Source organism: Methanobrevibacter millerae (genome assembly GCF_900103415.1).
Classification (GTDB): domain Archaea; phylum Methanobacteriota; class Methanobacteria; order Methanobacteriales; family Methanobacteriaceae; genus Methanocatella; species Methanocatella millerae.
In genome coordinates this window covers 479-13,791 of record NZ_FMXB01000003.1, presented here as the reverse complement: position 1 = coordinate 13,791, position 13,313 = coordinate 479, and the positions used below count along the sequence as shown (strand labels likewise).

Sequence of the window (13,313 nt, the reverse complement as noted above, 5' to 3'; positions counted from 1 at the left end):
GATATTGAATATTTTAACGTTTTAAATTTTGCTAGAAGGACATTAGCCAAAATCATATATCAAATATGTAATAATCAAAGTGTAATTAATTTTTTAGTTCCAGTTGAAATCCGATATGCTGAAAGATAGATGTTTTTAAACAATACTTTCAGAAGAATACTATGAAAATTATGGCGTGTAAAATCAATTTAAGTAAATTAATAAAATAGAAATAAAGATTGCTTTAAGTTAATGTATACTCTTAAAGCAATATTTTACAAATCAATCAATCTCTCTGAAAAGATCTCTTGTATATACATTATCCTCAACGTCACCGAGTGTATGAATCAAAACTGTTTGCTAGAATTACATCACTTTCTGATTTGAATCTGTCGATGTCGTTTACCACAACAGATCTTGAAAATTCGCTTCCGTCCTCTAAAGTAGGTTCGTAGATGATTATTGAAATGCCTTCAGTCATAATGTGCTTCATGACGTCCTGTATGACAGATGCACGGAAATTGTCACTGTTGCTTTTCATGGTTAATCTGTAAACGCCGACAATTTCCAGGTTTCTTGAAATGATTTCATCGGCAGTGAAATGCTTGCATACATTATTGGAGTTGACAACAGCCCCAATCATGGTCTGAGGGACATCCTTGTAGTTTACCAATAGCTGTTTGGTGTCTTTAGGAAGGCATTACCTCCCATAACCGAATGACGGGTTGTTATAGTGTCCGCCGATGAGAGGATTATGCACACACCATATATAATCATCCGGGAGTCAAGCTCGTTGAAGTAGCTTACCCTTACCGCAATGCATGTCTTTGCAAAGATTTTAATTGCTTCTGCTTCTGTTAAGTGTGTTAAAAAGCATATAAAGACAATGTTAATAAATCAATACATGAATTTTGAAAAATAAGAATTAAATAACGGACATCAATATAAATCAATAATTAAAGTAAATAAATAAAAATCTTCTGAAAAAATTCTAATAAAAAGCAATAATCCAGAATTATTTCTCCAAATTAGAAAAATAATCAGTGCCTCTGTCTGTAAATTTATAGATATATAACCCGCTGGCCCCTTGCTTTATTTTTACTAGATTTTGATTGCATAAATCCTCAAAAACAGCACCGACAAAAACGGTAGGAACTTCTAATTTCTGAGAAATTATAACATCCCTATTTGAAGAAAAGTTTTCAAGACGGATTAAAGCAACGACCTCATTAAATAACTTTTCATAATTTTCAATGAATTCTTTTCCATAAAAAGCTCCTTTAGAAGTTAACGAGATTCTTGAATTGCTTGAATTAGTGAGATTATATGCATTGATAAAACCACATGCTTCCATATCTTTAATTTCGCCCATAAATTCATCATCATATTCATCTTCAGGAGTTTTTAATTCACTAGCATATATTTGAGATGTATTTCTTTCAGCTATTAAATCAATGAATATTTTAATTCGATTTTTTATCATAATTTTCTCCATAATTAATGAATAATATGTTAGATTTCATTTATAAATAAATCGGTGAAACTTTGACAAACAATCACATCTAACAATACACTAAAAAAGAACTTTCTTATATAAACTAAAAAAATACATTTTAAGCAATTAAACAATTAAATTAAATGATTTTTTCGTTAATTAAACATGATTTAGAAATTAAACATTAAATCCGCTTTGAAATTTATTTTTTAAGTTTTGATTCATACTCATTGGATAGTTTTATTACTCGCCCCATATAATTTTTAGATTCCCTTGCCGTTTTTGCTAAAAGTTCGGCTTGTTTGAGGATTATTTCATCATAAGAATAGTTTGAATAATAGAACTCATTTCTAAAGCCAGTGAAATTTTTTGTTTTATTGATTAAATCTTTTCTAATTTTTAAATAATTTTTAGGATTATTGGGAGGATTTTCAACATCAAATATTTCATAATTCTCTTTATAGCTTTGAAAATTAGACTGGATAAGCAATTTATCTAATCCAACTAATCTTTCAGGTTGATATGATGCAGTATTGAAAAATAAAACAGGAGTTTTTAAAGCTAAACATGGCAATGCACAGTGGACTTTATCAGTTATAACACAATATGCATTTTCGTAAATCCTTAAAAAGTTTTCCGCGATGAAAAATTTCTCTTTATAATCATAAAAGGAAGTTAATCTATAAGAAATTGGACGTTTATCCAAGTATTTCTGTTCAAAAGACCAGATTGATCCATGTTGAATATCATATATTGGCAAATCAGTTTTTGTTTTAAAAAATCAATTATCTCTTTTGACTCATTGAAGTTTACAACAATGTATTTTTTGTCATTTTTGCTATTTTTTCCATTTAATGTAAGTGTTAAATCCCCAGAATAATATGAATCAATATCCAACTCCTTCAATAAGGTTAACGTTGAAATATCTCTACAACCAACAGGACCGTAACTTGAAAAAAAGTCCCTGCTTTCAGCGGTGGAAATCACACCTTTCGCATCATTGAATGATGTGTTGAAGTGCATTGAAATAAGCAACGGTTCAATATCATCTGAAGGAGGCCATGATTTCAAACAATCAAAATACCATCGTTCATAATCATTTTGGTTTTCTCAGGACTTTTAAAAAGATTTAATTCTTCATGATCAATATAAACATCAATCAGGTAAAAATTGCCTTGCAGCAATACTTTGAACTTCATTGCCCAAATTTGTCGTATAGGAATATTTCATCAATCCAAACTTCATTCAATCACCTAAATTATTAAACTTTTTGATTAAATTTATACATTTGAAACATATTGAAAAATGAATATTTACTTATTGATTGTAAAATAGAGAATTACAAAATCCATCAATCTAATAATATTATTCATCATAGGAGAATCTTAAAATGTATGATGAAAAAAAAGATTCTCCCATAAACAATAATATAAAATTACTTTAATAAAAAGTTTTGTAAAGATTAATAATAGCTACATGACGTAATATAAAAAAATATGGATTAAAAACTCAAACATGTAAAGAAATGATAGAAGAAATTATTTACTAGTTAGTAAATAATTATACATATGGATATTATGAAAGATTATTTAAATGATTTTAAGCTAAAAAATGAAGAAAACAAACTCAGTAATTCAGCTTATAATAATTTAATAAAAACTTATATGAACATAACCCCCAAAAATAAAGATATCAATGAAAATCAAAAAATTAGCATTATAATACCCACACACAACAGATTTGAACAATTAACACAACTAATTAACAGTATTTTTAACCAAACATACCAAAATTTTGAGATTATTCTAATTGATGACATATCCAGTGACAAAACGAATGAAATTTATAGTAATTATCCAGACAAACGATTAAAATATTTTTTAAATTATGAAAATTTAGGAATGGGATTAAACAGACAAAAAGGTTATAATCTATCAACTGGAGATTATGTGATTTTTTGTGATGATGATTGCTATTTTATTGATGAAGATTATTTTTTTGATTTAATAAACATATTTAAAGATGAAAATATCAATATAATCTGTTCCGAATCATATACTCATTATGAAAAAGAAAATAAATATGTGTATTCGAGTGTGAATTTTAATGATGGACAAATCGATTCAATTGAATACTTAAAAAATTTTATGATTAAATATAGAAAACCAACATCATTATTCCCTGCAGTATTCAGAAGAAAAACACTAATTGAAAGTCAATTTAAAGAAATGACAATGATGAATGATACTTCGGTATATTTAAGAGCTTTAATGATGGGTGGAAAAACTTTCATTAATAAAAAAATTATAGGAATATATCGAGTACATGGGGAAAATGATACGTTTAATCATGAATCAGATTTTATAATAAAGAATCTTGAAGAAAAAAAGAAAATTTATTATTATTTGAAAGAAAACCATACAATTCCTAATGTTGAAGATTGGTATGCTAAACAAATTTCCATAACTGTTAATCATTATTTGAAAAATACGGATGATGAAAAAGGTATGGATAATGTATTGAATTGGGTTTGGAGAAATGTGTCTTATGAAGAATATTTAAAATATCTCAAAAAAATAAAAGAATCATTTAATGTTAAATTATATTATTATAAATACCCAAATGTGGGCGATATGTTAAATGAAGAAATTTTATCATCGATTTTTAAGTTGAATTTTGAATTAGATTCATTTCAAAGTGCAGATTTATGTGCTATTGGCAGCATTCTAGACATGCTTTTTACAAACACAAATATTAATAATCAGAACAAGAAAATGCAAGAAGATTGTGATGGGAATAAGCCAATTCATATTTGGGGAACAGGTTTAATGCATCATTATGAGAACATTAATCAAAGTAATGTTCGACCTTTAATCATTCATGCTTTACGGGGCGAAAAAACCAGACAACATTTATCAAAAATACTTGAAAAGGATGTTTCATGTGTTTTAGCTGATCCAGGACTTTTATCTCCATTAATTGTTAAATCTTCTGAAAAAAAATGGCACATGGGCATTATTCCCCATTATGTAGATAAAGAAGAAGAAATTTTTAAAAAAATGCTAGAATATTACCCAAATTCAAAAATTATTGATGTTCAAAATGAAACTAAAGATGTTTTGAATGAAATATCCATGTGCGAATATATTATCTCCACCAGTCTTCATGGCATAATAATTGCTGATTCGTACGGCATTCCGAATTGTTGGTGTGAAGTTTCAGATAAAATTTTAGGAAAACGGTTTAAATTTCACGATTATTTTTCATCTTTTGGTAATGATAGAGAATTTTTTGATTTAAGAAGTGGAAATTACCCCCAAATTGATAAAGATTTTAAATGTAACTTTAAATCAATTAACCAAGTACATGAAAAACAAGAACAGTTAATCGATTGTTTCCCATTGAAATAAATAAATACTTTAAAATTTTCAAATTATGGAAAATATTCATTCTTTTTAACAACCAATTTGATGAAGTTCAAAACCTTCATCTTCAATTCTTTTAGGATAAATATTTCTACCATCAAAGATTATTTTTTGATTTAATCTTTTTGAAAGCTCATTTAAATCTAAACTTCTAAATTCTTTCCATTCTGTGATTAAAATTAAAGCATCAGCATTATCTAAAACATCATATTTTGAATCAACGTAAGTTATATTATCTGATTTAATTTCACATTTAAAATTTTCAATTGCTTTTGGGTCATATGCTTTTACTCTTGCTCCCCGTTTAATTAGCTCGGAAACAATGGTGATTGATGGGGCTGACCTAACATCATCAGTTTGAGGTTTAAATGAAAGACCCCAAATACCAAAAGTTAAATTACTTAAATCATGACCAAACCTATTAGTAATTTTATCTATTAAAACCATTTTTTGAGCTTCATTTACTTCATCAACCATCGACAATATTGATGGGATATAACCATTTTCAAGTGATGTATTAATTAAACCTTTTACATCTTTTGGAAAACATGACCCTCCATATCCACAACCAGCATATATATATTTATAACCAATACGTTTATCCGAACCAATACCTAATCGAACATTTTGAATATTTGCACCAGTCTTTTCACAAATATTGGCCATTTCATTCATAAATGAAATTTTAGTTGCAAGCATGGCATTAGCAACATATTTAGTCATTTCAGCACTTTTAACATCCATTATAATAAATCTATCATGATTAGAAACGAAAGGACCATATAATTCTTTTAAAATTTCTATTGATTTTATATCCTCAGAACCAATAATTATTCTATCTGGATGCAAACAATCGTCAATTGCCGCACCTTCTTTTAGGAATTCGGGATTTGATGCAATATGAATTTCAACATCCGAATTTTCATTGATGATTTCTTTTATTTTAAAATTAGTTCCAACCGGAACAGTTGATTTAGTAACAATTAATGATTCTTTTGTGATATTATCTGCAATTTGTTTTGCAACAGTGAAAATAAAATCTAAATTAACTCCTCCCCCTTCAGATTCAGGAGTGCCAATTGCAATGAAAATAATATTAGAATCATCCAATGCCTCTTTTAAATTAGTTGTAAAAATTAGATTATTTTTGCTTTGATTATCAATCACCATAGTTTCTAAATGAGGCTCATAAATTGGAATAATACCTTTTTTTAAATTATTGATTCTTTTTTCATCTATATCGACACAATATACCTTATTACCCATTTCGGCAAAGCAAGTTCCAGTAACTAGCCCAACATAACCTACTCCAATAATAGTCAAATTCATAAGATAACATTTATGTGTATAATTATAAATAACTATTGAAATAAAATATCAATAAAATACTTTTGATATTTTTTGATAAATATTACTATTTAAAAATTATCAAAGATTAATATGAAAAGGCGATATTTTGAAATACAAACATTATTTAATAACAAGATTTAATCTTAGAGTCCATTATGGGTGTGAATTAAGAGATCCGGACAATAATCCAATGCTTAGAATATTTGATGACGATTATTTAGAAGAACGATTTAATATATTTGAAAAATATACATTGCCATCTATAAAAAATCAGATTAATCAAAATTTTACTTGGGTTGTTTTATTTCATAAGAATACACCAGATGAATTTTTAAAGAGAATAAATGAATTAAAAAAAATTTATGAATTTGATGATTATTATTTTGATGATGAAGAAGAATTTACTTCACTAAATTTCTGTACCAAAAATGATAATTATGATTTTTATATTACTAGTAGAGTTGACAACGATGATATGATTGAAAAAAGTTTTATAAAACAAATTCAAGATTATGCAGACAACAATCTGCATAATTGCATTATTTCATTTCCCCATGGTGAAAAATTAGATTTGAAAACAAATAAAAAATATCATTATATACGAAAAGACAATCCTTTCTGTTCACTGATTAGTCAAAAAGGAACTTCCATTCTAAGGTATAATCATGCAAAAATTTTAGAAAATAATAATGTGGTTTTTTTTGAAACCGAACATCCAATGTGGACTGCAACTATCCATGAATCCAATGTTAACAATCAAATTGGAAAAAAGGACACTATACATGAAATTTTTAGTTAAATTTATTCATGATATTCAGTAAAATCAAAAATGATTCTAAATTATGAATACAATTCATTTTTTAGAATCCTCAATTGAATTATATAACTTAGCATTTTTTTTAATGAAAAAATATAGTTCTTTTTCTATATTTTGAATTTCATAATCTTTTTTCATATTATTTTCTTTACATTCATATTTCTCTTCAGTTATATAAGTGTTAGACTCAATAAACTCTTTTTGTGTCCGCCTACAAATTGATTGGAGCATTTTACCTGTGACATCTTCATGATTTTTAATGAATTGATTGAAAAAATCATTTAATTCATCATCTTCCAGAACAAATTTTTGATTTCTAATCTTTAAAAAAAGTTGTGATTTAAATAATTCTGAAAGTTCCTCCGGATTAATTTTTAATTCGTTTAGTTGCACTCGAAGAAAATTAAAATGATTTTTAGTGAAATAAATCTTTCTAAGTAACGGATTTATATTAAATTCCTCAAATAAATCCAATACACCCACATAACCCTCTAAAAGATCATATAAATATTTTTTCGTGATATTTTGAGTTACTGACTTATTATTAATATCAGTTCTAACATAATATTCAAAAACTATAAAATTATTCAAAGATAATATTGAGTTTGCATAAAAATATGATTTAATCAAAAAAACTATATCTTCTGCCATGCGTATTTCTGGAAATTTAATATCATTTTTAATTAATAAATCTCTTTTAAATAGTTTTGCAGGCAATCCTGGGGGGTTGAAATAAATCGAAAAATTTTCTTTTGGATTTGTAATAAATGTTTCATCCGCGTCAATAAATGGTTTCCAGGTAGCAATCCAGTTTTGTTTTTTATATCCTCCAGAAACAATATCCACATCAGATTCTATCATTTTAGTATATAAAACCTCACATGCATTTTCCATTAAAATATCGTCTGGATCGAAAAATAAAATATAATCTGAAAATGTGAATTTCATTCCTTCATTTCTAGGTTTTCCTGCAGTACCTGAATTTTCATGAAAATGAATTGATATTACATTATCATAATCTTCAGCATATTTATCAATAAGTTGAGAACTATTATCCGTAGAACCATCATCAACGAATATAACTTGAATATTTGAAAACCCAATTGTTTGCGAAAGAAGATTATCAAAACATCGTTTGATATATTTTTCAGCGTTAAATACTGGTATTATTATAGAAATTTTATACATTTTTTCACCTTGCATTTCTAATAAGTTCTTCGAATTCTTCATAATTTTTAGAATTTAATCCCGCATTAAATATTTTAATCGATTTTTCATCTAAAATATCAAAAATTCCTTCATTTTCATACTCTTCTTTTTTATTTATACAATCTTCTTTGATTTTTTCAAAAAAGTTCTTTTTATAATAATCTGAAGTTTGTAAAAATAAAAGTTTTATAAACATATATTTTCTAGAATAAATTGTAAATTTATATTCTTCATAAAAATCATATTTTTTAGCTAAATCAACAATTAGATTTCTTATTTCTATAACATCAGGGAAATTTTTACCCGTTGAAGTAGTAATTGAATTAAATCTTTCTCGTTTATTTGCCAAAAATTTATCATAATAATAAACCCTTTTAGAATTGAATAATGCTTCAATTAAATATAAATTATCTTCAAATATGAGTTTTTCAGGAAATCTAATATTTTTTACTGCTTCCCTATTGAAGAAACTTGATTGCATATTTGGTGAAAGCGTATATACATCAGACCCAATAGTTTTATAATCAAAAACAACATCACCCAATTCTTGTAAAAATGCGGGTTTAACTCTTTGATATAAGGCTTTCTTTTCACCAGTTTCATCATCGAATGTCATTAAATTAAATTTGAGCATATCTAATTCTTTAAATTCACACTGTTGATACATTTCTTTAAGACCGATTATTTCAACTACATCATCAGAATCTATGAAATAAATATATTTGCCTTTCGCTATAGCTAAACCAGTATTTCTAGCATCCCCCAAACCTTTATTTAGTTGAGTAATAATTTTAATTCGAGAATCTATTTCCATGTATCTTTTAAGTATATCTAATGAAGAATCAGTAGATCCATCATTTACACAAATAATTTCTATATCTTTTAAGGTTTGATTAATTACGCTTTCTAAACATTCTTCAAGATAATTTTCAACATTATAAACTGGAATTATCACTGAAACTTTAACTTGGAAGTTATTAAAACAATAAATGTCATAATCATTAATATTTTCTGAAATAATATGATTATATTGCGTACCATTAAAAATTATATTGGACTTGTCTTCAGTTTTATCAAATATAAATTTTTTTTCAATATCTTCTTTAAAACCAACATCATGGGAGATATAACTTGAATGTAATATTGCTTCCCACACAAAATCCGAATCTAAATTAACATCAGCAAAAACAAAATAGTCATTTTCAAATAACTCTAAATCATTTAGTTGTGATTTTAGAATAGTATTCGGCAGATATAATTTATCTTCAGTTGTAATAATTATCATTTGTTTGAATGGATATTCAATAGAATGGAAATGATTATAAATTGACTCCAATTCAATTAGATTATTCAAATTGTAAAATAAAGTAACATGCTTAATATATGGAATGTATTTAAAATTAATTGTATCGAGAATTTGTCTAAATCTATTAGTATAAGTATGATTTTTTAAAACATTATGCAAATTTTTATTTTTGATTTCATCCATTTCTATTTTTGTAAAATCAATGTTGTCTTTATTAAAATAATATATATTATTTCCAAATAAATCCTCTAATAAATCAGAATAATCCGCAAAAATTAACTTATTCAAGGACATTAATTCAAAAATTTCATGATTACATAAATTCTCATTTGTTAATAAAGGACAATCCTCCAATTCCCCAATAATATCCTCTTTTTTTTCTAAATTTGATTTTTGATTATAATGAATAGTGGTTCTGTTCGTTTTTAAACTATTTGTTCTATATACATCAAATTCCCTTTTAATTGTCTTAATAGTTCTTGATATTTTTTCATCTTTAGAATTTTTATTTATTAATTTATGATTTTTATTTAAAGGATTAAATAACATTGGTTGTGTTGCAAACATTAAATAATTAACATTCTCATGATTTTTATTTTGATAATATTGTACACTTTCTTTATAACATGAAAAAATATAATCAAAACTTAAAAATATCTCTTTAGATAAATCCGTTTTTTTATTTTCCCAAACTATTGTGGGAATATTAAAGTCATTACAATATTTAATGATTTCATATAAATCAGCATTTTCATTATTTGATGTTGTAAATAAAAATAAATCTGGTTTTTTAATTTTTAGTTGATTTAACCAATTATTTGGGTTTAATTTAAATAAATGACATTCAAATTTAAATGAATTATATGTATACTGATCACATAATGTTGCTACCAAGATATCTTTTTGCATAGGAGTATTTTCACCAAAAATATGATAAATCGCATCCTCATATTTTCCTTGAAAAATAAAGTCAAATAATGGAGATTTATTATTTGATTCAAAATCATTATTTTGATAATATAAATCAAATAATGGTTTTGAATATATAAAAAGTTCTAATAAATCATCCGCAGATAACTTATTTGTAGAACAAAGGGTTAAAAAATAATTTAAATTATCAAAAAGCAATATATTATTAAAAATATGGGAGTTATCCCGATTTTGAGTTATATAAAACATTTCATAATAGGTATCTAACAATCCTTTAATCATTTTTTTAGAAAAAACCGGATTTTTACTATTAGATTTTACTAAAATTTTATTTAATATTTTAAAATTTTTAGAACTTGAATAAACATTAATAAAAAATGATAATTCCGAATCAAATGAATCATTTGAAAACATGATATTATTATTGGTAATAAACGATTTTTTAAAAAGTTTATCACCCATATTAAAATTCTTAAATAAACTAAGTTCATTATCTAAAGATTTGTTTTCATCAATTTTTGAGATACCGCTAATAAAATCAATGTCTTTATTTATTATTCCATTATATAATAATTCACATGCATCATCCATAAGTATTTCTTCAGGTTTTAAAAACATCAGAAAGTTACTAGATGCATGTTTCATTCCAATATTATATAAATGGCCGTTAAAAATATCATAATCTTTTATTTTTATTGAAATAATATTTTCATAATTTTCAGATAAATCAATCAAATATTCATCTAATTTTTGATATACAAATATAATTTGTAAATTTTCAAAACCTATGCTTTGATTTAATATAGATTCAAAAGTTTCATCATTTAATTCATGATGAATAGATAATGGGATAATAATTGTTATTTTAAACACAAGAACACCTTAAGTTATTTTTCATGTTCACAAGTAGATATATACTCTAAAAGTTCTTCTTTTGAGTTAGTATTAAAATATTTTTTATTGAATTTGCGTTTTTCTTCAAATCCTTTGCAAACATAATGTAATTCTGGTGAAAAATATTTAATCCACCTACTTCTTTCAATATCTGAATTATTATTAAGATAATATCCTATATCAAAACATTTGCTATTTTTTAAAGAGTTATATAATTTAAAATTAACCAAAAATTCATTAGGTTTTGACTTTAAAAGTAAATATAAATAAGAAGAAGGAGAAATGAATTTTTTAATTAAAGATTGATTTTTAAAATAATTTATTTCCAATTCATTATTAGATATTTCTTCTTTAAAACAAAGGAGACAATAATCTTTTGAATTTAATTCAGTGATTTGATGTAAATTTTCCTGTTTTACAGCATTTAATAACTTTTTTGTACTCTTGATTTCAGAATAAAGATTATTAACTTTTTTAATTTGATTGCTCAAATCTTGATTTGCAACTTTTAACTCTTTGCTCAAATTACGGTTTGCAACTTTTAAATCATTGTTATCTTTTGACATTTTTGATTCAATTTCAGACAAATCTTTTTCCAATGAATTAATTTTTTCATTACTCGCTTTAATTTTAAATATATAATCTGCTTCGTTATTTTTTGATAATGATTTAATATTATTAATTTCATTTTTTAAATATTTAATTTCTGTGTTTGCAGATTGAAGTTTACTTTCCAAAGAATTTAAATCATTATTCTTATTGGTTAATTTAGACTCGAAATCTTTAATTTGCAAATCTTTTACATTTAATTCACTAGTCACACCAATTAACTGACTTTCTTTAAGTTTAATTTCACTATCTTGAACATGAATTTTATTTTCATAATCCTTAATTATTTTTTTATTTGTATTTACACTAGAATTAAGTTCTTTAATATTGTATTTTTCAAGATATGACAGGAGTAACTGATTTTCTATTAGTATATCAGAAAAATTTTCTATATTTAATTTTTTATCAAAACATTCATGCTTTGTTTTATCTATTCTGATTTTTGAAATTGTTGTTTTAGGACATAAAATCGTGATATCTTCAATAAATTTGAATTCTACTAAATCAATATCACTATTTTCATCTAAAAAATCTTCAATTGCTGTTGATACTCCATTTTTCGGAGTATTTTCGTCACACGCATGAAAATAATTATCTTCAATGATAATTTCGGCACCATCATAAATAATCGGTAATCCTTTTATTGATTCTTGTTTGTAATTTTGAGGAATATTTTTTGGATTTTTGTATGTGTCTCTGCGTTTGTGAGGGAAAGTATTGTTACATATGAAAACTATTGGAAATTCATCATTTGTTTTTTTAATAATGTTCAATTCATTGTAAACTGTATACCAATTAGGATCATCATTTATGAAAATCGCTTCATAATTTTTTTGATGATTAAGAACATCTAAAGGATTTCCATTAATTGTTTTAATTTGTGGATGAGTAAAATTAGAAGTTATTGCAATAAACTGTGCATCATACTTAAAAATTTCATTTGCTAAATTTTCATCTAGTAATCCAGATATAATTGCTTTTTTCACTTTGAAATTTTTTAATAAAATTGGAATTGAGTTTAATTTATAAAAATCTAACATTAATATTCACTACCTTTTAAAGATTTAATAGTTTCATCTTTCTCATTAATAATTGATTTTAGAAGTTCGATTTCTTTGAATATGGATTTTAAATTTGAATTATTTTTATCAATAGTCATTTTTAAATTATTGATCTCTTCATTTAATGCTTTATTTTTATTATCTCTTTCATTTAATTCCTGCTGAAGCTGATTATTCTGATCAACAATCTGCTCATTAACACTAATTCTTTCATTTAATTCCTGCTGAAGCTGATTAT

At 25.0% G+C, this 13,313-nt stretch carries 10 protein-coding genes and 1 pseudogene; 2 read left to right on the top strand and 9 right to left on the bottom strand.

Annotated features, from left to right (window positions below; genetic code table 11):
* Window positions 1-310: 310 nt before the first annotated feature.
* The 4 genes from F3G70_RS02170 to F3G70_RS02155 all read right to left on the bottom strand — a co-directional run bounded on the left by F3G70_RS02170 (window position 311) and on the right by F3G70_RS02155 (window position 2,545).
* Window positions 311-652 carry a UDP binding domain-containing protein gene (locus tag F3G70_RS02170; RefSeq protein ID WP_223165983.1) on the bottom strand — a complete coding sequence of 114 codons (342 nt, stop codon included), beginning with the start codon at window positions 650-652 and terminating at the stop codon, window positions 311-313.
* 342 nt (window positions 653-994) lie between these two features.
* Window positions 995-1,462, bottom strand: coding sequence for a hypothetical protein (locus F3G70_RS02165; RefSeq protein WP_149731083.1), 468 nt, complete (start codon window positions 1,460-1,462; stop codon window positions 995-997).
* 214 nt (window positions 1,463-1,676) lie between these two features.
* Window positions 1,677-2,180, bottom strand: coding sequence for a hypothetical protein (locus F3G70_RS02160; protein WP_149731082.1), 504 nt, complete (start codon window positions 2,178-2,180; stop codon window positions 1,677-1,679).
* Window positions 2,150-2,545 carry a hypothetical protein gene (locus F3G70_RS02155; RefSeq protein WP_149731081.1) on the bottom strand — a complete coding sequence of 132 codons (396 nt, stop codon included), beginning with the start codon at window positions 2,543-2,545 and terminating at the stop codon, window positions 2,150-2,152. Before F3G70_RS02155 ends, F3G70_RS02160 begins: the two co-directional genes overlap by 31 nt.
* A gap of 497 nt (window positions 2,546-3,042) precedes the next feature.
* Between F3G70_RS02155 and F3G70_RS02150 the strand changes: the two genes are divergently transcribed.
* Window positions 3,043-4,884: a glycosyltransferase gene (locus F3G70_RS02150; RefSeq protein WP_149731080.1), complete on the top strand. Its 1,842-nt coding sequence runs from the start codon at window positions 3,043-3,045 to the stop codon at window positions 4,882-4,884.
* A 45-nt stretch (window positions 4,885-4,929) separates the two neighbouring features.
* Here the strand turns inward: F3G70_RS02150 and F3G70_RS02145 are convergent, their stop codons facing one another.
* Window positions 4,930-6,228, bottom strand: a complete 1,299-nt coding sequence (locus F3G70_RS02145; protein WP_149731079.1) for a UDP-glucose dehydrogenase family protein — start codon at window positions 6,226-6,228, stop codon at window positions 4,930-4,932.
* Between the two features lie 127 nt (window positions 6,229-6,355).
* Here F3G70_RS02145 and F3G70_RS02140 point away from each other — a divergent pair, with 127 nt between their 5' ends.
* Window positions 6,356-7,048 carry a glycosyltransferase gene (locus tag F3G70_RS02140; RefSeq protein WP_188118032.1) on the top strand — a complete coding sequence of 231 codons (693 nt, stop codon included), beginning with the start codon at window positions 6,356-6,358 and terminating at the stop codon, window positions 7,046-7,048.
* A gap of 54 nt (window positions 7,049-7,102) precedes the next feature.
* Here the strand turns inward: F3G70_RS02140 and F3G70_RS02135 are convergent, their stop codons facing one another.
* The 4 genes and pseudogenes from F3G70_RS02135 to F3G70_RS11975 all read right to left on the bottom strand — a co-directional run.
* Window positions 7,103-8,254: a glycosyltransferase family 2 protein gene (locus F3G70_RS02135; protein WP_188118031.1), complete on the bottom strand. Its 1,152-nt coding sequence runs from the start codon at window positions 8,252-8,254 to the stop codon at window positions 7,103-7,105.
* 4 nt (window positions 8,255-8,258) lie between these two features.
* Window positions 8,259-11,384, bottom strand: coding sequence for a glycosyltransferase (locus F3G70_RS02130; protein WP_149731076.1), 3,126 nt, complete (start codon window positions 11,382-11,384; stop codon window positions 8,259-8,261).
* A 14-nt stretch (window positions 11,385-11,398) separates the two neighbouring features.
* The gene (locus tag F3G70_RS02125; protein ID WP_149731075.1) at window positions 11,399-13,054 is read right to left on the bottom strand and encodes a hypothetical protein; all 1,656 of its coding nucleotides are present in this window, start codon (window positions 13,052-13,054) and stop codon (window positions 11,399-11,401) included.
* Window positions 13,054-13,313 (bottom strand): annotated as a pseudogene (locus tag F3G70_RS11975) (hypothetical protein); the annotation flags it as partial. The gene F3G70_RS02125 and the pseudogene F3G70_RS11975, both read right to left, overlap by 1 nt.